28 protein-coding genes are annotated in these 22216 nt (G+C 50.8%); 11 read left to right on the top strand and 17 right to left on the bottom strand.

The genetic code is table 11. The features are described 5' to 3' along the window. The first annotated feature begins 24 nt into the window (after positions 1-24). The 4 genes from INT33_RS16565 (at position 25) to pdxH (ending at position 2276) form a co-directional block, all read left to right on the top strand. Positions 25-495: a gamma-glutamylcyclotransferase family protein gene (locus INT33_RS16565; protein ID WP_192539429.1), complete on the top strand. Its 471-nt coding sequence runs from the start codon at positions 25-27 to the stop codon at positions 493-495. Between the two features lie 52 nt (positions 496-547). After that, entirely contained in the window at positions 548-1171 is a 624-nt protein-coding gene (wrbA, locus tag INT33_RS16560) for an NAD(P)H:quinone oxidoreductase (RefSeq protein ID WP_193092450.1), read from the top strand. Continuing rightward, positions 1168-1566 carry a DUF2069 domain-containing protein gene (locus INT33_RS16555; protein ID WP_193092449.1) on the top strand — a complete coding sequence of 133 codons (399 nt, stop codon included), beginning with the start codon at positions 1168-1170 and terminating at the stop codon, positions 1564-1566. The genes wrbA and INT33_RS16555 overlap by 4 nt, the downstream gene beginning before the upstream one ends. Positions 1567-1631: 65 nt before the next feature. Further along, complete coding sequence (gene pdxH / locus INT33_RS16550; protein ID WP_192539431.1) at positions 1632-2276, top strand: pyridoxamine 5'-phosphate oxidase; 645 nt, start codon at positions 1632-1634, stop codon at positions 2274-2276. Between the two features lie 88 nt (positions 2277-2364). On the opposite strand, the gene INT33_RS16545 is transcribed toward pdxH, so the two are convergent. Next, positions 2365-5112, bottom strand: coding sequence for a bifunctional acetate--CoA ligase family protein/GNAT family N-acetyltransferase (locus INT33_RS16545; RefSeq protein ID WP_193092448.1), 2748 nt, complete (start codon positions 5110-5112; stop codon positions 2365-2367). Positions 5113-5217: 105 nt separating this feature from the next. Here INT33_RS16545 and INT33_RS16540 point away from each other — a divergent pair, with 105 nt between their 5' ends. Together INT33_RS16540 and INT33_RS16535 are read left to right on the top strand one after the other, a co-directional pair. Beyond that, positions 5218-6159, top strand: coding sequence for a histone deacetylase family protein (locus tag INT33_RS16540; RefSeq protein ID WP_192539433.1), 942 nt, complete (start codon positions 5218-5220; stop codon positions 6157-6159). Between the two features lie 75 nt (positions 6160-6234). Beyond that, positions 6235-6867 (top strand): helix-turn-helix domain-containing protein, encoded by a 633-nt coding sequence (locus INT33_RS16535; protein ID WP_192539434.1) that lies wholly within the window; start codon positions 6235-6237, stop codon positions 6865-6867. Here INT33_RS16535 and INT33_RS16530 read toward each other — a convergent pair. The 5 genes from INT33_RS16530 to INT33_RS16510 form a co-directional block, all read right to left on the bottom strand. Next, positions 6864-7214, bottom strand: coding sequence for a TusE/DsrC/DsvC family sulfur relay protein (locus INT33_RS16530; protein ID WP_193092447.1), 351 nt, complete (start codon positions 7212-7214; stop codon positions 6864-6866). The two genes, INT33_RS16535 and INT33_RS16530, sit on opposite strands and share 4 nt — an antisense overlap. A gap of 1 nt (position 7215) precedes the next feature. Continuing rightward, a complete protein-coding gene (tusB, locus tag INT33_RS16525; RefSeq protein WP_192539436.1) occupies positions 7216-7503 on the bottom strand; it encodes a sulfurtransferase complex subunit TusB in 288 nt (95 codons plus the stop codon). A gap of 13 nt (positions 7504-7516) precedes the next feature. Then, positions 7517-7882 (bottom strand): sulfurtransferase complex subunit TusC, encoded by a 366-nt coding sequence (gene tusC, locus INT33_RS16520; protein ID WP_193092446.1) that lies wholly within the window; start codon positions 7880-7882, stop codon positions 7517-7519. 9 nt (positions 7883-7891) lie between these two features. Beyond that, positions 7892-8281: a sulfurtransferase complex subunit TusD gene (gene tusD, locus INT33_RS16515; protein WP_018916161.1), complete on the bottom strand. Its 390-nt coding sequence runs from the start codon at positions 8279-8281 to the stop codon at positions 7892-7894. Between the two features lie 81 nt (positions 8282-8362). Beyond that, positions 8363-9043, bottom strand: coding sequence for a Bax inhibitor-1/YccA family protein (locus tag INT33_RS16510; RefSeq protein WP_192539439.1), 681 nt, complete (start codon positions 9041-9043; stop codon positions 8363-8365). Between the two features lie 127 nt (positions 9044-9170). On the opposite strand from INT33_RS16510, the gene INT33_RS16505 reads away from it, so the two are divergent. Further along, positions 9171-9965, top strand: coding sequence for a dienelactone hydrolase family protein (locus tag INT33_RS16505; protein WP_193092445.1), 795 nt, complete (start codon positions 9171-9173; stop codon positions 9963-9965). 58 nt (positions 9966-10023) lie between these two features. Here INT33_RS16505 and INT33_RS16500 read toward each other — a convergent pair whose 3' ends face one another. The 3 genes from INT33_RS16500 to INT33_RS16490 form a co-directional block, all read right to left on the bottom strand. Further along, the gene (locus INT33_RS16500; protein ID WP_192539441.1) at positions 10024-10182 is read right to left on the bottom strand and encodes a hypothetical protein; all 159 of its coding nucleotides are present in this window, start codon (positions 10180-10182) and stop codon (positions 10024-10026) included. A gap of 124 nt (positions 10183-10306) precedes the next feature. Continuing rightward, positions 10307-11311: an aldo/keto reductase gene (locus tag INT33_RS16495; protein ID WP_192539442.1), complete on the bottom strand. Its 1005-nt coding sequence runs from the start codon at positions 11309-11311 to the stop codon at positions 10307-10309. A 177-nt stretch (positions 11312-11488) separates the two neighbouring features. Next, on the bottom strand, positions 11489-12070 hold the full coding sequence (locus INT33_RS16490; RefSeq protein WP_193092444.1) for a hemerythrin domain-containing protein: 582 nt from the start codon (positions 12068-12070) through the stop codon (positions 11489-11491). Between the two features lie 220 nt (positions 12071-12290). Here INT33_RS16490 and INT33_RS16485 point away from each other — a divergent pair, with 220 nt between their 5' ends. After that, complete coding sequence (locus tag INT33_RS16485; protein WP_192539889.1) at positions 12291-12476, top strand: hypothetical protein; 186 nt, start codon at positions 12291-12293, stop codon at positions 12474-12476. Positions 12477-12624: 148 nt separating this feature from the next. On the opposite strand, the gene INT33_RS16480 is transcribed toward INT33_RS16485, so the two are convergent. The 3 genes from INT33_RS16480 to INT33_RS16470 form a co-directional block, all read right to left on the bottom strand. After that, positions 12625-12831, bottom strand: coding sequence for a hypothetical protein (locus INT33_RS16480; RefSeq protein ID WP_192539890.1), 207 nt, complete (start codon positions 12829-12831; stop codon positions 12625-12627). Between the two features lie 244 nt (positions 12832-13075). Beyond that, positions 13076-13687, bottom strand: coding sequence for a flavodoxin family protein (locus INT33_RS16475; RefSeq protein ID WP_193092443.1), 612 nt, complete (start codon positions 13685-13687; stop codon positions 13076-13078). Between the two features lie 97 nt (positions 13688-13784). Continuing rightward, the gene (locus INT33_RS16470; RefSeq protein WP_193092442.1) at positions 13785-15584 is read right to left on the bottom strand and encodes a thiamine pyrophosphate-requiring protein; all 1800 of its coding nucleotides are present in this window, start codon (positions 15582-15584) and stop codon (positions 13785-13787) included. A 328-nt stretch (positions 15585-15912) separates the two neighbouring features. Between INT33_RS16470 and INT33_RS16465 the strand changes: the two genes are divergently transcribed. Further along, complete coding sequence (locus INT33_RS16465; protein WP_193092441.1) at positions 15913-16650, top strand: Crp/Fnr family transcriptional regulator; 738 nt, start codon at positions 15913-15915, stop codon at positions 16648-16650. A 375-nt stretch (positions 16651-17025) separates the two neighbouring features. On the opposite strand, the gene INT33_RS16460 is transcribed toward INT33_RS16465, so the two are convergent. Next, the gene (locus INT33_RS16460; protein WP_192539949.1) at positions 17026-17244 is read right to left on the bottom strand and encodes a hypothetical protein; all 219 of its coding nucleotides are present in this window, start codon (positions 17242-17244) and stop codon (positions 17026-17028) included. 253 nt (positions 17245-17497) lie between these two features. On the opposite strand from INT33_RS16460, the gene INT33_RS16455 reads away from it, so the two are divergent. Beyond that, positions 17498-17707, top strand: a complete 210-nt coding sequence (locus tag INT33_RS16455; protein ID WP_192539617.1) for a hypothetical protein — start codon at positions 17498-17500, stop codon at positions 17705-17707. A gap of 230 nt (positions 17708-17937) precedes the next feature. Further along, positions 17938-18120 (top strand): hypothetical protein, encoded by a 183-nt coding sequence (locus tag INT33_RS16450; RefSeq protein ID WP_192539616.1) that lies wholly within the window; start codon positions 17938-17940, stop codon positions 18118-18120. A gap of 3 nt (positions 18121-18123) precedes the next feature. Here INT33_RS16450 and INT33_RS16445 read toward each other — a convergent pair whose 3' ends face one another. Genes INT33_RS16445 through INT33_RS16430 form a run of 4 tightly spaced genes read right to left on the bottom strand, consistent with a single transcriptional unit; the run spans position 18124 to position 22095 of the window. Then, positions 18124-19245: a mechanosensitive ion channel family protein gene (locus INT33_RS16445; RefSeq protein ID WP_192539615.1), complete on the bottom strand. Its 1122-nt coding sequence runs from the start codon at positions 19243-19245 to the stop codon at positions 18124-18126. Positions 19246-19269: 24 nt separating this feature from the next. Continuing rightward, a complete protein-coding gene (locus INT33_RS16440) occupies positions 19270-20415 on the bottom strand; it encodes an NAD(P)/FAD-dependent oxidoreductase (RefSeq protein WP_192539614.1) in 1146 nt (381 codons plus the stop codon). Beyond that, positions 20412-21131, bottom strand: coding sequence for a methyltransferase domain-containing protein (locus tag INT33_RS16435; protein WP_192539613.1), 720 nt, complete (start codon positions 21129-21131; stop codon positions 20412-20414). The genes INT33_RS16440 and INT33_RS16435 overlap by 4 nt, the downstream gene beginning before the upstream one ends. A gap of 13 nt (positions 21132-21144) precedes the next feature. Further along, on the bottom strand, positions 21145-22095 hold the full coding sequence (locus INT33_RS16430) for a type III polyketide synthase (protein WP_226940240.1): 951 nt from the start codon (positions 22093-22095) through the stop codon (positions 21145-21147). Positions 22096-22216 lie beyond the last annotated feature (121 nt).

Raw genomic sequence — 22216 nt, 5'->3', positions numbered from 1 at the left:
TCCAACGTTATTAAAGGTTAACCAATGGCCTGGGTCAAAAAAGTGATCAGCATAGCGGGTTTATTAGTGTTGGCAGCTGCCACATGGCTGTGGCTTACGATGTTAAGCCCCTGGTTATATTCGCCCCCCGATGACGGACAGACGGTAGAGCAACGCACGCATCAGCTGTTTGTGTATGGAACGCTACGTTATGCAGCTATCCGCTGGCTCGTTTTTGGTGGGTCCGGCAACCCCGAAGCCGCCGTACTGGAAGGTTACGAGCGTGATGGATTGAACCTAACGCGACAAGCTGAGAGCCATGTCGAGGGTTTAAAGTTAACCGTAACGCACCAGGAGCTGGCTCGGCTCGACCGCTATGAACGCCTGGGGATTCGCTATGAGCGGATCGAAAAGCAGCTGGCGGATGGCAGTAGCGCGTGGGTGTATGTCAGATTATCTGAATTCAGTCATCTGCTTATGCCACCTCTCACCAGGCAGGTAGCTCTGATACCATAAGCACCTAAGCGATAGCATTTATTGAGCCCTCTTTCAGGACCAAGGAAATATTATGAGTGACACCACCCCCTACGTATTGGTGCTTTATTACTCTCGCTCAGGGGCCACGGCTGAAATGGCTCGGCAAATGGCGGCGGGTATTGAAAGTATTTCGGGTATACAGGCACGCCTGCGTACCGTGCCGCCCGTATCACCCACCTGTGAGGCGGTTGACCCGGAAATTCCTGACGAGGGGGCGGTGTATGTGGAGCTCGATGATCTGCGCAATTGCAGCGCACTGGCCCTGGGTAGCCCCACACGATTTGGCAATATGGCTGCCCCGTTAAAATACTTTTTGGATACCACCAGCAGCCTGTGGATGAACGGCGCCCTGGTGGATAAGCCCGCCTGCGCGTTCACTTCTACGTCAAGCCTGCATGGCGGCCAGGAAAGCACCCTTCTCACCATGCTGGTGCCCTTACTGCATCACGGCATGGTGTATGCGGGTATTCCTTATAGCGAAACAGCTCTGTTAAGCACTCAGGGGGGCGGTACCCCTTACGGTGCAAGCCACCTAGCGGGTACACGCAGCGACCGCTCTGTCGATCATCAGGAGCGCGAGCTGTGCGTGGCCCAGGGCAAGCGTATAGCCAAGCTTGCCCGGGCCCTGAACGCGATGCGTCAGGAGGCGTCATGAGAGAGTGGCTGGAAGGGCTTGAGCAACGTTACGGACTGGATACGCTGGCACTTCGCTTTCGGCAGTGCGTGCTTCTAAGCTTTGCCATACTGTTGTTGCTGGTGATTGTCCGAGGTTTTTTAATTCAGGGCGATGCGGTTGATTGGCGCCCTGTGGTGGCCTTTGTACTACCGTTGGTACTTTTCTTACCTTCTATTATTGGCCAACGTGCCCGTGGCCATGCCTGGCTCGCCTTTGTGAGCCTTCTGTACTTTACTCAAGGCGTTATGCTGGCCGCCGTGCCTGGGCAAACGGTGCGCGGTGGTATAGAGGCCTTGGTATCGTTGGCCCTGTTTATAGGCTGTATGGGTTATGCGCGCTTTCGTAGTCGGCAACAGCGCCAAGCCAAACGGTAGTATCTGCGCTTGAGCTTTATATGAAGAGTAGCCAACATAAATAAAATTTAAGGGGAGATCTGCTAATGACCCGTAATATTGCCGACATCCGGCGTGACTACGAAGGTGGGCGGCTTGATGAGGCGCACACAGCCCAAGGGCCCTTCGCTCTGTTTGATGAATGGTTCAGCCTTGCCATGGAACAGGAGCCTAAAGACGCTAATGCCATGACGCTAGCAACGGCTGACAGCCAAGGGCGCCCTCACGCACGCGTAGTGTTACTCAAGGGCTTTGACGAGCGTGGCATGGTGTTTTTTACCAATTACCATAGCCACAAAGGCAGCGAGCTGAGTAACGTTCCGTTTGCCGCCATGACGTTTTGGTGGCCCTCGCTTGCGCGCCAGGTGCGTATCGAAGGCCCGGTTGAACAGATTGCCCTTGAAGAGTCGGATGAGTACTTTGCCAGCCGCCCGCGCGGCAGCCAGCTGGGCGCGTGGATTGCCACGCAAAGCGTTGTGATTCCTGACCGACACTGGATCGAAGAGCGTCAAAAACGCTTTGAGCAAGCCTATGAGGGTCAAGAAATACCCCGGCCTATTCATTGGGGCGGCTACCGTCTCTCTCCCGAGATGATTGAGTTTTGGCAGGGGCAGCCTAGTCGGCTGCACGACCGTATCCGCTTTGAGCGCCGTGATGGCGGTGAGTGGGGGCAATTCCGCCTGGCCCCGTAAAGCTGAAGCCAAATAAGATCAGGCCTGCTAACTATGCAGGCCTGATTCATGCAGGCCTGATTCATTCTGGCGATGATTGCTGAATTGGTTAGTCGGGCAAGCTTTCCAGGCGGTGGCGCTGCCACTCGCTTTCGGGTTCGTTCAAGCGCAGCACGGCATCTATCACCTGCTCTTCCATGTTGTAACGGCATTTGAATCCCAAGTGCTTCATCAGCGCGCGCATGGGGTGGTTGTCCACCATGATTTTGCCGATCATTTCGAGCGTGCCAATATGGGTGCAGTAGTCGATCATCTTCTTCATTAGCAAACTGCCAATCCCCAGCCCCTGCAGATCATCGCGGATAATTACTGAAAACTCGGTGCGTATATTGTCAGGGTCGTTCCATACCCGCACGACGCCCAGCATTTGTTTACTGCCATCGGCGTGCTGATGTTCAGCGATAAACGCCATTTGTCGATCATAATTGATATGCGAAAGTATCGATAAATCGCGCTGGGTCAGATTGGATTTATTGTGAAAGTAGCGAAAGCGAATGCTTTCTTCAGAGAGCTGGCGATGAAACGTGGTAATCAACGGCGCATCTTCGGCCCGAATAGGTCGTGCCTCTACCTGCCAACCGTTTTTAAGCGTCACCCATTCGCGCAGTTCCTCCGGGTAAGGCATGATGGCAAAACGCGCCGGGGCGCCTAAGTCCAGCGCAAAATCCACGGCAAGCACGCCGTCACGGTTTAGCAGTAACGGATTAATCTCAAGGCCACGCAGATCGACTAAGTCCGAGGCCATCTGAGAGAGTTTGACCAGCAGCTGACATAACCGCTCGATATCACGTTCAGGCTCTGCTGAGTGCTCGATAATCAACGATGCCGCGTGAGTTCTACCCACCATGTCGGCGGCCAGGCTCATATTCAACGGCGGCAGTGCCACTTGTCGATCGGCCAAAATATTAACTTTGTAGCCACCAATACCAAACACGATTAACGGGCCGAAAACCGGATCACGGGTAATACCCGCACAAATCTGCATGGAGTGCTTGCCACGTTGCATGGGCTGAAGGCAATACTCGCGAATGGCGTACTGCGGAAACTTCTCCTGCACTTTGTCACCCAACTGGCGCATGCCCTGGGCAACCTGGCTGGACGTTTCCAGGTCTTGCAGCAAGCCTGCGGAAATTTTGTGGGGATGCTTACGGTATCGGTAAGGCCGGCAATTACCTTCGTGTATGACTTTGAGGGCCATGGGGCCCTGAATTTGTTGCGCCGCAGTTTCGGCTTCATCTGGATTGGTCAAATAGACGCTTGGCGCCGTTGGAATCCCGTACGCCTCCAACACCTGAGCCGTTTCTGAGTGGGTAAGCGTTTGCCGGCCCTGCTCTTTTGCCTGAGCAATCAGCGCCCGACACTGAGCGCGTATTTCTGGGCTGGTTGAAAACGGCAAGCTTGGGGGAATTTCGTGCAGCAAAGCTTGAACACGCTGGTAATCCACCATATGCATAAACGCTTTAACGGCTTTCTCAGGGGAAATATAGGTAGGAATGCCTGCCCCATTACACAGGTGGCGCGCGTTGAGCGCTTCTTTCAGGCCCATCCAGCTTGTGAGCAAGTTTCGCCGAAATTGCTTACGGTTATCTATCAATGCCTGAGCAGTGATCGCCGAAGGGGCCAGGCGTGTCGGGGCGTGAACCACTAGCACGGCATCAACGTTGCTATCGGCTGCGACAATCTCCAGCGCTTCAACAAACCGTTCGGGCGTTGCGTTACCGCCAAGGTCTACTGGATTTTCGCCCGGTTTGCTCATATCGACCTGGCTTTTATGCAGCGCGGCCTGGGTTTCCGGGCTAAATTCTGCAAGCTTACCGCCAGCGCTAATCAACTTATCAATCGCCAGCATTGCCGGGCCTAAGCCGTTGGAAACGATGGCAAGCCGATCGCCACGCAGCGGTTTCATGCGCGAAAGCGTTTCCAGCGCATCCAGCAGCTCATCGGAATCATCGACCCGCACTACCCCGGCGCGCGCGAATGCCGCATCAAACACCACATCGCGATTGGCTATGCCGGGCGTAGGCGCCATGCCGGAAATATCCGATTGCGGTGTCCGGCCGCTTTTTATCGCCAGTACCAAGCGGTTACGCGAAGCATCCCGCACGGAGGTCATAAAGTGCTGGGCATCGGTGATGCGCTCCAGGTGCAACAAGATTGCCTGGGCGGGGGAAAACTGATTGACGTAATCGATCAGATCCGGTAACAGGACATCCACACTATCGCCAACGGTGATTAAATGCGAAAACCCGACATCACGCCCCGCTGCCCAATCAATCATGCCGTTGGCAAGCATGCCTGATTGCCCTAAGTACGCCACGCGACCTGCTTTAACCGGCTGGCTGGCGTAGGAAGCATTCAGGTGCTTGCCCGGCACGATCAATCCCATGCATTCCGGGCCTAGCACGCGGATACCCGAAGCTAGCGCCGCTTTCAGCATTCGCTCACGGATAGAGCCCTTGTTGTCGCTATCGCGGTCCAGATAGGCGCCGCCAGAAAGCACAAGCGCGGCTTTAACGCCAAACTGCCCCAGGCGCTTTATTAACCTAGGCACGCCTGCAATCGGAGAGCAGACTACGGCCAAGTCGGGCACTTCGGGTAAATCCGCTACACTGCTGAAACAGGGTACGTCCAATACCGCGTTGTACCCTTTGGGGTTTACCGCCCACAGCGTGCCTTTAAAGCCGCCTTCTTGCAGGTTGCCGAGCACTAGTCCACCCAGCGAGGCTGGTTTTTCAGAGGCACCGAACACCGCCAACGTGCGAGGTTCAAAGAAATGATGCAAAAAGCGCGTACTCAAATGTGAGCCTCCTCTGAAATAGATAGCGACGGTGTACGACTTATTGACACTGTCGCGCAAGCCCCGGAGGCGATTAAGGTGGCCTCAATACAATGGAGCGCTTGAATGATTACTGCCTACCTTACCCACCCCGACTGCTCATTGCACCATATGGGGCCTGAGCATCCTGAAAGCCCGCAGCGTTTGGAAGCTATCCGCGCGCGTCTTTCGCTTGCGGGTTTATTACAGCAGACCATGCAAGCCGATGCCAAAGAAGCTAGCCGTGACGCCTTGATCAGAGTACACCCAATCAGGCACCTGGATGCTCTAGATAAGTGTTTGCCGAGTGAAGGGATTGCAGCGCTGGATAGCGAAACCCTGATGAACCCGGATAGCTTAAAGGCTGCGCGGGTAGCTGCAGGTGCCGTCGTTAAAGGCGTTGACCAGGTATTTAAACGTCAGGCAGATAACGTTTTTTGCGCGGTAAGACCCCCAGGCCACCACGCTGAAGCAACGGATGCCATGGGGTTTTGTTTTTACAATAATATCGCCGTAGGTGCTGCGCATGCCCGCGAAACTTACGGCGCCAAGCGTATTGCCATACTCGATTTCGATGTTCATCAGTGCAATGGAACGATCGATATTTTTAAAGACCAGCCTGATGTGCTGATCTGCACGAGTTTTCAATACCCGTTCTACCCATGGCGATATCTACGCAGCGAATGGAAAAATGTCGTCAATACACCTCTGGAAGCCGGTACCGAGGGACCCGAATTTCGTCGTCTTATCGAAAGCCAATGGCTACCCGCCCTGCACGCGTTCAAACCGGATCTGGTGATGATATCCGCCGGGTTCGATGCTCATCGCGATGACCCCATGGGTGATATTTGCCTGGATGATGAAGACTTCTATTGGGTGACCCATCTGGCAATGGAAATTGCTACGTTGTACGCCGATAACCGGGTTGTTTCCGTACTGGAAGGTGGCTACAACCCCAAATCGCTAGGCAGCGGCGCCGAAGCCCATTTAAAAGCCCTGCTGGGGCTGCCTTTCAAAGAAGGCGATTAATGCATCAGCTAATGCCCTGGAACGCCTTGGCGCTATGGTACTATGGCGATTACTGCTGTTTTCAACGTGATCCCTATGACCGCCACTTCTGAAGAACATGCTGCGCTGCGTATTGCTTCCGGCAGCAAGCCGTTTGTCGAACCCCTGCGCCTGGGCGGGCGTCTTAAACAGATTCGTCTTGCTAACCAATGGACGCTAGAAGATGTAAGCCAGCGCACGGGGCTAGCGCGTTCAACGCTTTCAAAAATTGAAAATGATCAGGTCTCGCCTACGTTTAGCGTGGTTCAAAAACTTACCACAGGGCTTAATATCGACCTGCCCCAGCTATTTACGCCACCCAAGCGTGAACGCTATACCATGGGCCGACGTGATCTTACCCGCCAAGGCAAAGGGCAATTGCACCCAACCCCTACCTACGAACATGAGCTGCTTGGCCATCAGTTGGCGCAAAAGCGCATGATTCCGTTTAAAACCATTGTACGAGCGCGCAGCTTCGACGAGTACCACCAGTGGGTACGCCACGATGGCGAAGAGTTTTTGATGGTACTTCACGGCGATATCATGCTTTACAGCGAGTTTTATGCCCCTTTGATACTTACCGAAGGCGACAGCATTTATTTTGATAGCGATATGGGCCACGCACTGGTGTCCACCAGTGCGGATGACGCCGTCGTACTCTCGGTATGTACTCGAGGCGAGGCGGCTTAAAGGCAGTTAGTTGGCTTGGGCAGCCCGGCAAGGCGTGCAATGCGCTTAGGTGGGCTGCCGGGAAACAGCGTCATAAGGTATATCGATTTGCCCTTCTCTTCACCCAATGCATTCTTGGTAGCTTTAACCAGTGGCCGCATGGCCGGCGCCATTTCATAGCGCTGGTAGAAATCCCGCACAACGTCGATTAATTCCCAATGCTCGTCAGTCAGTACTAGCCCTTCATCTGACGCGAGCATTTCAGCGACCGATTTCGACCACGCTGACTGTTCAACTAGATATCCCTCGGGATCAAGGCCAATTTTTTTGGATGAATCAAGATAACGGTATATTTTCACATCTGACATATTAATACCATGTCACGGTCTGAAGGTGGTGCTCCGTTAAGGAGACAAAGCCGTTCATATCTACTGTGGGAAATACATGCGCTTCTAACTGCTCGCCAAGCCCCCAGGATGACACGTCTTCCGCCAGTAAATAGATACGTGAGTGATAGTCCTGCCAGCCTTCCCAATGTGGTTTTAGTACCGCCTGTACGCCTTCTTCGATCAACAGCACTGCATCTTCGCAGCCAACGGCTTGCTGCATCTGTTGCGCTGCATCGCTACCCGGCGCCTTAGTTAAAATATGCAACATGGTAGGTATTCCGCTAAAAATTAAGTACATGCGAATATTGCTGCATGAACGCAGGCATAGCCTCAGGCTTCAACAGGCGCACGTTATCACGCAGTGCAGCTAAAGGTACGCCAATGGCCGCCAAAGAGGCCTCAGAGGTCCATAGGTTCTCAATATCGTACATTTCCAGCATATCCATGGTAGGTAAGCTGGCTTTCTGCCCTGGGGCTCCGCTGCCCTGCTCTTTTACCAGCGCCATTATACCCTGCCCCAGAAACAGCAAATCGACAGGTTGGCCAAAGGCGGCGGCGACCAGCGCCGCATCTAGCCCCTCGCGGAGCAAATTAGAGCCATACGGCGCATGCCGAATTATCACCAGCAAATTTTCTGAATCAGTCATTATGCCCTCTTAAGCAAACGTGATGAGCCGATCACAGCGCTTCTGCAAGGTGAGTAGTTGGCCAAGCCCCGTTAATTCAAATGGCGCTTCCAGATTAAACGATGTTTTGCCGTGGCGCTGCGCTTCTGCTTCGCTGAGAAGCCCACGCCTGAGGGCTGCGGCAATGCATACATCCAGCGCAACATTGTGTAAGTGATGAAGCTCAACCCACGCATCACGCAGGTTAAGTTCATCCTGTGGGGGGGTCATAAGAGATGAGGCGTTATGGACGCCTTCGTGATAAAAGAACACCCCCGCCAAACGGTGCCCTTGAGCGATGACTGCTTGAGCAAAGCGCAAAGCAGAGTGAGGCGCTTGACTGGTATACGGCGCACCCATCACCAACAAACCATACTCCATTGCGTTAAATCCGAATCCGGTAGCCAAAAAAAGACAGACCCTACAAGTAGGGTCTGCCCGTTTACTAACCGCTAATCGCAATTAGTCGTTGCTCATAATACCCAGGATAGACAGCAGGCTTACAAACAAGTTATAGATAGAGACATACAGCGTCACAGTAGCCAAAATGTAGTTCGTTTCACCGGCGCGGTGAATGATCTCACTGGTCTGATAAAGAATCGCAGCTGATGCGAACAGCACAAAACCAGCCGATACCATCAATGAAAGTGCCGGGATGTTGAAGATTAAACCAGCGACCATGGCCAGGATCAAAACGATCGCGCCAGCCATCAGGAAGTTACCCAGGAAGCTGAAATCTTTTTTCGTGGTTAACGCCACTGCTGAAAGGCCGAAGAACGTAATGCCTGTCATCGCCAATGCATTCATGATCAGCGCGCCGCCATTGGGCAGCGTCAAATAGGCTGAAATAATCGGACCTAACGTGAACCCCATAAAACCGGTAAAGGCAAACGTGGCCAGTAAGCCAGCCGCTGAGTTAGCCGTTTTATGCACCAGGAACATCAAGCCATAAGCACCAATAAAGAACACAAATATGTTCATTTGTTGGACGCCCATTGCAACGGATGCGCCTGCCATCACTGCGGAGAAGAGCAGTGTCATTGCGAGTAATGCGTAAGTGTTACGTAGCACTTTGTTGGTGCTTACGCTGTTGGCAACACCGCTTGATCGCGTATGTGCCGTGTTCAGGTCGTTATAAGCCATCTCTTAATGCTCCCCATATAATGTTGCTTACAATAGACCAGCATGCCGTCACCAAGTTCCAGACGCAAGCCCTTATCGTACCGAAACTAAAGTACCCAACCTTTTTCTAACGAAAGGATAGTCAGCTATGCTTATTTTTTCGACTGACCGAGATACTTTGACAATGATTAAAACACTTTCTCTCTCATCGTTGGTACTGACTTGTTACGCCGCAAATGCGTTTGCCTTCTCGCCTATGGGTGAAGATATTGCTTATACAGTTAACGATGAAGCGTTTGAAGGCTATTACGTTTCAGCCGTTAACGAATCAAAAGGCACGGTACTTATTATTCATGACTGGGATGGCGTGGATGATTATGAGCGCCAGCGAGCCGATATGCTGGCCAATGAAGGTTATGACGCGTTTGCTATTGACCTTTTCGGTGCCGGAAATCGCCCCCAGGCAGTCGAAGACAAACAAGCGGCTACCAGCCAGCTTTATGAAGATAGAGCGCGAATGCGTGAATTAACCCTGGCAGGCTTAAGCCAGGCCCGGGAGCAAGGCGCTGCCGAATCAACCGTATTGCTCGGCTACTGCTTTGGAGGTGCCGCTGCGCTTGAAATAGCCCGCTCTGGCGAGGCGGATGATGTTATAGCCTACTCAAGCTTTCATGGCGGGCTAGCCACGCCTGAAGGGCAAGACTACCCGCAAGCCACGCCGCCGATCTTTATTGCGCATGGGGGTGCTGATGAAAGCGTCAGTCTTGGAGAAGTTACTACGCTCATGGACACGTTAGAAGCAGCTGAGATAGCGTATGAAGTAAATATTTATTCAGGCGCCCCCCATGCATTCAGCGTATTCGGCAGCGACCGCTACCAGGCGCGAGCGGACGAGCGTTCCTGGGCCTCGTTTACTCAATGGCTAAACAGCGTATTGGAATAATGGTGTTGCAGTAACGTAAACCGCCACTGGCGATGGTTCTTATCGCCAGTGGCGTCTTTTAGCTTTCTATTTCTTCGTCATCATTTTTCGCCGGAGTAACCACTGTACTCGCGGTGTGCCGAATATCCTGCGCAGTGTATAACCTGGCATCAACGACATGCAGTACTGCGAGTTGCACAAAAAGCACTGCAAAACAGATGATAAAACCTTTGATCATGTCGGCTTTCCTGAACCAGGCTGGCGATAGCCAACCTTTTGCTGAATGCTAGCTCAAAGGTTGCTGAAAGCAATAGCTGCACTAGCCAAACCATGCAATTAAAAAGGCATTCCCAGCGCTTTGCTTACTGATTAAATTCCTCAGTATCGATATCCACTTGCTGCGCCGCACTGTACCGCTCCCCCGCTATTTGATCAGGCGTCATCATCGAATTGAGCTCACGGAGGAGGTTACTGTCTAGTGTCAGACTATCAGCTGCCAGATTTTCACGCATATGGGCGACTGAGCAAGTCCCGGGGATAGGAACGATATGACTACCTTGGGCTTTTACCCAGGCCAGTGCCAATTGAGCGGGAGTAACTTCAAGCGATTGGGCGAGCGACTGAAAGCGTGAGAATACCGCTAAGTTCTTAGCCAGATTGTCAGCATTAAAGCGTGGCATATTAGCCCGCATATCACCTTCGCCAAACACCGTATCGGCCTGAATAGCACCCGTCAAAAAGCCACGCCCAAGCGGGCTAAATGCCACCAAAGCCACATCAAGCTCTTGGCAGGCATCAATCAGCGCAATTTCCGGGTTACGTGTCCAGAGCGAGTACTCCGACTGCACTGCTGCTATCGAATACTCTTTATGCGCTTGATGAAGAGTCTGTGCTGACACCTCAGACAGCCCCACGCCGCCAATCTTACCTTCGTCGACCAGCTTACCCAACGCGCCGACGCTCTCTTCAACAGGCACTTCGCGGTCTAGCCGGTGCAGGTAATAGATATCGATATGATCGGTCTTTAAACGCGCAAGGCTTTCCTCACACTGTTGGCGCAATATTTCCGGGCGCCCATTAATAACCCGCTTTCCACTATCAGCCTCAATGGCCAAACCGCACTTACTAGCCAATAACAGCTCTTGGCGTTTATTTTTTAAGGCATTGCCGAGCAGGCGTTCATTAGCCGTGGCGCCATACAGCGTTGCGGTATCAAAATGTCGATATCCCATTTCAAACGCTTCATGCAATGCACGCAGGGCATCTATCTCCGGCACATGCTGGCCATAACCATGAGACAGGTTCATACAGCCAAGCCCAATAGTAGGCGAAGACACTTCGTTAAGACGCTTAAAAAACATCGACATAGTCAATCTCTGAAAAGGAAATTTCTGCCGCCTTGTTATGCCGTATAACGGTTAACAATTCAATGCGACAAGTGGAAAGCACGTCACTCTCCCTGAGGCATTGCCATTAAGACGATAGACACATAAAAGCCCCAGGGAATGATCCATGGGGCTATAGAAGCGCTCTCTTAGGAAGTATTAACCGGTATGACGCCCTTGAAGCTTATCCAGGAGCCTATCAATCATTCCTACCCCAGGCCCAACGCTCTTATGGAATAGCTCTGAATGAGGCGCGCTAGGATGTGGGCGTGTCGGCGCCAGCTTCTTGGCATTGTCGACTTTTTCACCCAGGTTGATAAGCTCATTGCCAGGAATATGGGTGCGTAGCTTGGGAAACTGGTCGGATTCTTCATCATCGATGTGATGGCGGAGCTGTTTTTCCATCTCTTTAGTAAGCGTCATAAAAGAAGGATCAGAGGCATCAACGTCCTCTAGCTTTTTCATGACCTTGACCAACTCATCATGCTCTTTCTTGTCATGTCCAACTTCATCATGGCCATTAGGTATATGTTTCTCCATGGCGGGGTACACATACATTTCCTCGGCTACCGCATGACGCATCACTTCAGCAATCGCGGTATCTATTAAATCCCGGCGCTGCTTGGGGTCGTTAGTGTTTTCTACCTGGGTTAATAACTCCAACATCTCTTGATGATCGGTCGTTAAAATGTTGATAACGTCCAATCCGTTGCCTGTAAGGCCTTGCGTGTGGTTATCCATACCTTTCTCTCCCTCTCATTAATAGACCATGAGCCGCCAGCTCCATTTTAAGCTAGCACCGCCGGGTAGTTATTTCCAAGCTCGCAGTCAGACGCCTAATACATGTTAAGAAGTTTTTTAAAATCGACTGGTTAGCTGCAGGCTTGGTACTCAACCCGTGCTTCATAAGCTACGTTATAAAAGGATTAATCAACCGGATTGACAAACCAAGGAGAGGATAATGGCGACGTTTATAGTTTACAGAGCAGTTCAGGAAGGCATAGAAATTGACGCACAGCCAGAGTGGTGGGTAGTGGATATGCGTGACGCTGATCAACGAGATGGTGAGCTAGTACGTAAACGCTGCACGACCAAGCCTGAAGCAGATGAAATGGTGAATGAACTTAACGAACAATATGCTGGTTGAGTAGCTAAGCAGCCTGCCCGCTAAGTAACGAAGCAAGCTCCATAAAGACGCCAGAATGAATTTGGTGTCTATCACCGAAGGAACATCCACCAGTCTTAGCGCAACACGGACTGGTGGACGGTAATAATGCAGAAACAGAACGATGCGACTATTTCTTACCACTTAACGATCTAAGCAGCGACTCCACTTGATGGTCGCCCTCACCTTCATCATCGACCTCCTCTTTTGCTAGTTCTTTCTTATCGCCCACCACAGCATTACAGGAATTGCAGTAAATAGTTTCATCTTCATCGGTGTTACCAGGAAAACGGAAATCTTCGCTGCCGCACTGGGCACATCGTTTCGGAAATGCCATTTAAAATTTCTCCTTGTTGTATGCAAAGCATCATGCCATGCATACCTATAGCTTAGCTGATAACAAAAATAACTGCGTATAGTCAGCTTGCTGCATACTCAGCTATAAAATTACCCATCCAAGCCTCCTTTACGGCTCAGCCCGTGGAACTAGGTCCGTACAAACAGATTCTTACAAAGTGGTTCGTATAAACAGGTTCGTACAAACAGATCAGTGAATGAAACATCAACAGTTCTTTGAAGGACTAGCTCTCTTGCTCAGGATACTGGCTTTGCTTTAATAACGTGGCCAAGTGGGTGCAGTTAAGTGCTAGCGCTTTCGTCGCGCTCTGCGTGGTTTCTGGTGCTTGGTCTAAATCTTTGTAGTCGTCCCCCTGCATGGCTTCACCCACCCAATAGGTACAGGCATTCGCAGGTATGGTAAAACCAACGTCGTTCAAGCCCTGGAAGAGTTCGGCGACGATGTGATGGGCACCATCCTCATTACCTACTACCGCCACACCCGCGACACGGCCATAAGAGACCATTCGTCCCTGATCATCCGTTTCCTCAAGAAAAGCATCAAGCCGTTCAAGTACACGCTGGCAGATGCTCGAGTGATGCCCTAACCAGATGGGGCTACCCAAAATGAATATATCGGCATCCAGAATCTGCTTGCGTATTTTAGGCCAATCGTCGCCCTCACCTTCATCAGATGTCACACCAGGCTTGATATTGAAGTCCGCGGCCCGAATCTGCTCACCAACAACACCATGGCGCGCAAACTCTGCCAATATCTCGGATATAAGCCGATCACAGGAAGACTCAGCAGGTGATGCTTTAAGCGTACAATTGATAGCCAGCGCTTTTAAAGGCATAGGGTTCTCCTTCTACACGTTAAGGGCGTTCATGCTATTGGGCTATGCCGACTTGTAGATGCCGCCTTGTAGATAAAGGCGGCTTCGCCGACAGGTGTTAATGCTTGCGCAGTTTGGGGGTTATCTGTCGGGCGAACTGTCGAAATGATGCTTTTATCATACCCACAGCATCCGGATCGCCATGCAGTAGCGCCGACATATAGGCCTTTGCCTGTTCGGGTTTGATATGCGGCGGAATTGGCGGAACATCAGGGTCAGTGAGCACCTCAAGCACTACCGGGCGGTCGGCGCTCAAAGCCAAATCCCAGGCATTACCCAGCGTCTCAGGGTCGCTGACCTTAATGCCTTTAAGCCCGATGAGCTCGGCATACTCAGCATAGGGAAAGTTGGGAAGATCCTGTGAGGCTTCATATTTCGGATCACCTTCCATCACACGCATTTCCCACGTAACCTGATTAAGGTCCCGGTTATTGAGCACCATGACGATCAAGCGTGGGTCAGCCCACTGCTGCCAATACTTGGCAACGGTAATTAGCTCCGAATTACCGTTCATCTGCATGGCACCATCTCCCACCAGGGCAATAGCCACCCTCTCGGGGTAGGCGAACTTGGCGGCTATCGCGTAGGGGACGCCATTCCCCATGGTGGCAAGCCCACCCGAAAGCGATGCCATCATGCCACGACGCAGTTTGAGATCGCGTGCGTACCAGTTGGCAGCAGAACCGGAATCACTGGTAAGAATGCAATTATCCGGCAGGCGTGGCGACAGCTCCCAGAAGACTCGCTGCGGATTGACCGGCTCAGCCGCCGCCATGGCGCGCTCCTCAAGCACCTCCTGCCATTGGCCCACGCTCTTTTCAATATCTTCACGCCAGCCACGATCAGTTTTCTGCTCCAAATAGGGTAACAGCGCCTGCAGAGTAGCCGCGCTATCCCCTACAAGATTTACTTCCATGGGATAGCGCATGCTTACCTGGCGACCATCAATGTCGATTTGCACACCTCGTGCCTGGCCTTCTCCAGGCAAGAATTCCGAATACGGAAAGCTTGAGCCAATCATCAATAGCGTGTCGCAGTTGGCCATCAACTCCCAGCTTGGATTGGTACCCAATAACCCAATGGAGCCGGTAACGAAAGGTAAATCATCGGGAAGCACGGCAAGGCCCAGCAACGCTTTAGCGACACCGGCTCCCAGCCTTTCAGCGACCTGAATAACCTCATCGGTCGCATTCAGCGCCCCGGCGCCCACCAGAATCGCTACTCTCTCCCCCTCGTTAAGTACCTGAGCTGCCTGGCGAAGGTCATCGTCGTACGGAACCGTACGCGGCCTAGAGTAGCCGACGCCCGAATGTATCGTGCCGTGAGCATGAGCGGGCTTTTCAACTGCTGGCTGAGACTGAAGATCATTGGGAATAATGATAACCGTTACGGTACGCTCGGCTAAGGCAATACGTATGGCGCGGTCAACAAGGTGGCGGATCTGAGCTGGGCTTGTCGCCATGTGGACGTATTCATGTGCGACGTCCTTAAATAGTGACACCAGGTCGACTTCCTGCTGGTATTCACCCCCCAAGGCAGCACGCGCCTGCTGCCCAACGATAGCGACAACGGGCTGATGATCTTTCTTGGCGTCATAAAGACCATTGAGCAGGTGAATGGCTCCCGGTCCTGATGTCGCGGTACAGACGCCGACCTCTCCGGTAAACTTGGCATGGGCGCACGCCATAAAAGCGGCCATTTCCTCATGGCGGGCCTGCACGAACTCAAACTGGTCACCTGCTCGGTTCAGCGCCCCCATGATGCCGTTGCTGCCATCTCCCGAATAACCAAATATGCGTTTTACGCCCCACTCACCTAATCGTTGGACTAAAAAATCACCTACCAGCTGCTTACTCATTCAAGCCTCCATGGCAAAGCTTCGCTTTAGCTCATCACTGCCTATAAATTTTACTAGGCATATAGGTATAGATATTGATCTCCGTAAAGGTCAACTGAGTAACGCGACTTGTTAACTATTATTATGCTCTGATTTTATTTTTATCATGTTAGATAACAAAGCTAGAAATTTTTCCACCCAAGAGATTAATAATAAAAGTCATGGCCACAAACGTAAGCAAGCTAATAGTCAATATCAATTAAAATAATAGATTAAAACCATTAATAAATATCTATCTTATCGTAATAAAACTACAATAAATATAAAATTTATTTACTGGGAGATTTCCTTGCTCACAAATCTCATAAAAAAATTAGAAAATTTTCAACTCTGCACTTCTGAAGAGGTCAAAGCTTTAGAAAGTTACATCACGCCTGTCCGTATCCTTAAAAAATCAGAAGACCTTATACAAGAATCAGATAAACCTTATGAAGTTAATATTTTGCTCGAGGGCTGGGCCAGCCGGTATAAAATCACCGATGCGGGTAAGTATCAGGCGCTAAGCTTTTTAATTCCCGGCGATGCCTGTGATGTGCATATTACGCTCATAGACCGCATGGATCATTCCATATGTGCTGTTATCCCCTCAAAATTCACCTCGATTCCTCAGCATAAAATTGAAGAAATGTATGCATTGCAGCCCAGGCTTGCACGCGCCTTTTTCTGGTCCATGCTGGTAGATGAATCAACCTTACGTGAATGGATAGTCAATATCGCAAGCCGGCAAGCTGATCAACGTATGGGGCATTTATTTTGCGAGCTGCTTATTCGCTCTCGTGCAGCAGGTCTAACCACTGATCATGGCTTTGTTATGCCCCTTACCCAGCAACAAGTTGGCGAAGCTATGGGTATTACGCCCGTTCATACCAACAGAGTGATTAGCAAGCTACGCCAAGAAGGATTGATTTCGTGGGAAAATAAATTTCTAAAAATAAATGATTGGGAAAAGATGAAAAAGTTTAGTGATTTCGATGCCAATTATTTACACTTGGACAAGGCAGATCCAAGTTTGGCCAATGAGGTTTAAGCACTACAACACCATTAAAATAATAAAAAACATAAGCATTACATTTAACACCATTCATATTTTAACTTATATAAAACATGTTTTATTAACTCATAGCAAGAAGCCCGACCAGAGGCCGGGCTTTAAGGTTGCATCCTTGTACACTACGCAGGCTTCCTGCCTGCCCATCCTTAGGGAGTCATCCTAACTCGCTATTCCTTGCTGAACGTCCTTGCCCAGTGAGTAAAGATTGCCAGCTTACCGTTGATTTGTAAGTAACATAGTATAAGTGATAGAGCGATATCACTAATTACTCTACTAAGCCGACATTTAGATAAAAAAATGCCAGCCTTAAAGGGCTGGCAACGAGAATAGGTAGGTTCACAGGAGGATCAATCACACATCATGCTTATCACCGGTTATTCCATCAGTAAATTTCCGAAGCCCCTTTTCAATGGGATGCTCATCTTCACTGGAATCATCCTCAGCGGATCGAGGCTCCCCTCCATAAAGTTCGGCACCGCATGAGCTGCACGGATGGTCATGGGGAACTTCGGCCTCAGCTTCAGGCACATACTCATGACCGCATTTTTGGCATGTTACAGGATGTTTCATAGCAGTCCTCCTTACTCAACATGTCTATTAGGTATCGTATAAACAGATAAGTTCAAAGATAATATTAAACAAATAAAAGCCGCGATTTTTAACTTTTTTTATTAGCGACTAGCTTCCTAAGCTTATTAACAAATTTAAATACTAGTCAAATCATGCCTTAAGGTTAAGAATATTCATACAAAAAATACTTCTCTAGAGCCTATAGTAGCGGGATATTACACGCTGAGCCCCCTCAGCATGACGGAGAGAAGCCATGATTGCTGTTCACCAAGGTACCGGAGTGGAATTCTCAGCCATTTATCGCCGACTGGTTATTAATCAATTAATTAGGCGGCTTGAGCTTTTAGAAGCTGAGAAATACGAGCTTGCGTCTGCAAATCAATTGCTCGCCGCTGAAAACGCTAGGTTAAAAATTGAGGTCGCCTACCAAGCGAATCAGCTAACCAACTTAAAAATCGTATAGCCTCTCTCTTCAAATAATACGCCAGCAGCCTTTAGCTCAACGCTAAGGGCAGTCCCTGCTCGGCAAGGCAAAAATTTTGCCTTTCTATCCCGGCTAGCTCCACAGGAACTGGGGGGAAAGACCGAGCGTCAAAAAAACGAGTAGAGTATTTAACCCATCTTGAGTAGCTAAGCTATAGTTTCAAGGTAAACACGCGTGCACATCTCATCATCAAGAACTAGGAGGTTCGTATGAGGAAATGGATCATGTTGGCGCTCATCAACTGGCTACGCAAGCCAGCCAACCGTCAGAAAGCCAAGGACGCTTGGAACAAGTACCGGGGAAATAGCACACAAAGACGTTCATCGAACCGGCCGCGCCCCACGCCACGCAATTCACCAATGCATCGCTCCGACAACACGTTTGATCACTAAACATTAATGCCCCGCCTGCGAAATGGCGGGGTCTTTACCCGGCCAGCTTCCATCAGGCAAAGGAACCTCATCGAGAAACTCAAGCGCACGTACCGGCATGGCAAACTTGATTTCCCTTTTATCCAACGCTTCCAGTAGAGAGAAGTTAATCGCTTGCTGGATGTCCATATAAACGTTGTAGTCCGCGCTCAACACATAATAGACGACCTCGAATTTCAACGCGTAATCAGCAAACGCGCTTAAATGCGCACGATCAAAGCGGGTCTGATGTATTGACTCGATTACTTGTCTGACCAACAGTGGGATCTCACGCACTTTATCAATCGGCGTTCGAAACGAGATAGCCATACTGAACACCACCCGCCGCTCATTCATCCTGCTGTAATTATGTAGGGTTTGCTGGAGCAGCTTGGTATTCGAACAAATGATCTGCTCGCCACTCAAGCTACGGATACGCGTGGTTTTCAGGCCAATATATTCAATCGTTCCGGCAATATCATCGAAGACAATAAAGTTGCCCGTGGTAAACGGCTTATCAACCCCAATTGAAGCAGAAGCGAACAAATCACTCAGCAGTGCCTGCACGGCAAGAGCAATCGCTATGCCCCCAATCCCCAAGCTTGCTACAAATGCGGTAATGTTGATGCCCAGGTTGGCTAGAATCGACAACAGCACAACGGCCCAAAGGATGATGCGAAACGTCAGCGCGACCATAGTCACAGTGAGCTGATTATCCTGGCCAGCCTTGTCACGGATGGTTTCTTCTTTCCATAACGTAATAGCAGCGCCAACCCATAAACCGAACTGCAGCGCCAGCACCAAAAACCATAAATGGCTGACTCGATCTTCCCATTCCGGCCCCAAATCAACGACGGCCAAGCCAATTTGTAAGGCCATCGCGGCAATAAGCAGACGACTGGTATGCCTGAACACTTCGATACCATAATGGCTCAGGCGCCCTTTCCTGTGTGTTAACCAGCGGGTAAGGCGAGCAATAATTGAGCTCATCAGTATTCGCAGCGCAAAGTAGCTGACAATAGCGATGCCGATGACTAAGACGAAGTTCAAAAAGATAGGTTGAGATACCCACTCTTCCCATGAGCGCCACAAATCCCAATCAAACATGTATCACTCCTTTGTCTGAGGCTCTTATTGCATACGATTGGATTGGCCAACCCGCGTCCGATGTATCATTTCACGCGTTAGCCCCGGCCATAGCCGTGCGCAAGCGAAGGCCGTCTTGCGTCCCAAGCGATGGGACAGCACACCGGCAAGCCGTTCGGCATCCCGTACTGGTTGGGTTAAATCGTTAAAGGCTAGGCGTTGATACGTTCTGGAATCGCCACCAGAAGCGTGAATGTGGGCGGCAAGTAAAGCGGTGTGCAAGGCAATGGCAATTCCATCGCCTGCAAACGATGGGATCACCGCGGCCTGGTCCCCCAGCGAGAACAGGTTGGGCACCGCGTCATCGGGTGAATGGATATACCCATAAGGAATCCCGGAGACAGCCAAAGGTTCACACCAGCAGGGCGTTAACGTGGCGAGGCGCTGCTTCATATGGGATGAAGTACGGCTAAGCCGCTCGAGTATTCCCGACCAACTACCGCCGCAGGCTTTATATATGTCCTGGCTGATCAAAAAGCAGAGATTAATATTCCCATTCTCTATCGGCTCCAGGCCGGCGTAACCGCCATTGAACAAATGAATTTCAACGGTGTTCCTCCATTGATCCTGATGCAATACGCTGGGGCTAAAGTGCATCTTAAGGCCAATCATGTTTTGGCGATGGGACTCTTTTACATTACGTTTCCAATGGCGCAGTTCATGCTTTCCACTGGCCAGAAACACCGTTTTTGCTGAAAACTCCATGCTGGCTGGCCTTACACTCGACTGGCTACTGGCAACCAATCTCCAGCCATCATCAGTGCGAGATAACTGCCTAACCACCGTACCTAGCGCAACGTTTGCACCCGCACGTTCCGCCTGCTCTAATAAGGCCGAATCCAGCAGGCGCCGTGAAAGGCTCCATGCAGTTAACGGCAAGTCGAAGATGAGCTCGCTTTCGCCATTATAAAATCGCACATGACGAATAGGCTCAGCTCCTAACGCCGCAAAATTCAACCCAAGCTCTTCTAGATGTTGGGCGGCTTCATAGCTGATAAATTCGCCGCAAACTTTATGATGCGGGCCCGGTTTGCGCTCCAGAAGGCGCACCGGTATGCCTTGCCTGGCTAATTTAATCGCCGCTGCCGACCCCGCTGGCCCGCCACCTATGATTACCGTTTCATCGCTCATTGGATCGGTGCTTCCTTGTTACAGGAGACGCACAAGCGGAAAGGAAAAAACCACTGAACTCGCACATCCCCATCAAGCCCCGCTTCATCAATTAGGCGCCGCCAATCGGCCACCGTTAACGCACGTGCCACTGATACAGCGGCGTCATTACGGATTAATCGATTACGGCTGAAGAGTGCGGTGGCCGCTTTGATAAAATAATAGGGAATGGGATGCCGATGCAGGTCGTTAATAAACCACCCCTTACTCGCGTGGCCGTCCAGCCAGCGCAGAAAATCCACGATCTGGCTATCGGCAAGGTGATGGGTGAATAATGACGAGATAACGAGGTCGATGGGCTCATCGGGTTCGAAAGCAAACACATTTGCAGTTTCATAACGTATAGCTGAAGGCTGCGGCCAGGATTCCGCGGACTTTTTTGACCATGGATTCAGGTCAACACCGACCATACGGTAACCGGAATTCGGCGTAACACGAGCAGGCCATTTTTTGGCGATCTGGCGCAGCATGTCCCCACCGCCACTGGCCACATCTAGCACAAAAAGACGTTTATGGTTTTCTATCCAAGGGCGAAGCCATTGTAGGGTGGGACGATAGGCCAACGTGAGATGATTGATACGCTCAAGGCCTTCAAGACAATCATGAAATTCTTCAAACGAGATATCGGCATCATCCATGAGTTCCTTCTCATCGCTGCGTTGACTGAAATCCGGCATAGCTTCTTTATCCCTAAAGAACGAATCGCATACTTTCAACCGTGAGCCCAGGACCAAACGCCATTGCCAAGCCGGGGCCTGTTTTTTTTGGGTTATTCAACATCTCCTGAAGCACGAACATGATGGTGGCCGAGGACATATTGCCGAACTTCCTAAGCACCTCTCGCGACTCTATAAGTGCTCGCTCTTCAAGCTCTGCGCCTGCCCTTACGGCATCCAGCACCGTACGCCCACCGGGGTGAATGGCCCAGAGCGCAATATCACTGTGCGTAGCGCCGTCCAACAGCGTATTCATTACAAGCGGAAGATTGTTGGCGATGGCACCCGGCACCTTGCCGGATAAGTGCATATCAAAACCTTGGTCGCCGATATACCAGGTAATTAACGCTTCGGTTTCTGGCAGCACATCCGAGTTAAAACTCTGTATTTCAAGGCCAACTGGATTTGCCGACACGATACTTGCCGCACAGCCGTCAGAAAAAATAGCGAACGATAAAATCTCTTCGAGCGTTCCCGCAGGCTTGAGATGCAACGTGCAGAGTTCAAGGTTGAGCAACAGCACCTTAGCGTGTGGCTCCGAGCGAACAATATGCCGAGCCAGCTTGAGCGCGTTGATCGCGGCGTAACAGCCCATAAAGCCAACGGTGGTGCGTTCAATACCCGCAGGCAATCCGTAATGTTTGATCAATTGAAAATCCAACCCCGGCGCATAGAAACCAGTGCAGGTTGTGGTAATTAAATGAGTGGTGCCGGTTAGATCAAGCTGGTCTAGGGTTCGCTTTGCCAAAATGAAAGCGAAGCGTTCATAAAATTTCATGCGTGCCTGAGTGCTGGGAAAAGCCTCATTTTGATAAAAATCTGCCGCATCCAGCTTATCATCATCTACATGAGGCTGAAGAAACGAATACCTATGCTCTATCTGTGAGCGCTCAGCCATCCGCTGGAACACTTTAACTGAACGCATATCCGGCAAAAGCCGTGGGGCGTAATCGACAAACTTGCTATGTATGAATCGCCCCGGATATTCTAGACACCCGTTAGGCTCTTAAAGTAACGCCTTTCATACTCAACCGGTGACAAGTTAT

Source organism: Halomonas colorata (assembly GCF_014897985.1).
GTDB classification, from domain to species: Bacteria; Pseudomonadota; Gammaproteobacteria; order Pseudomonadales; family Halomonadaceae; genus Vreelandella; species Vreelandella colorata.
The sequence above is the reverse complement of the archived record's forward strand: the minus strand, read 5'-3'. Positions and strand labels throughout refer to the sequence as shown.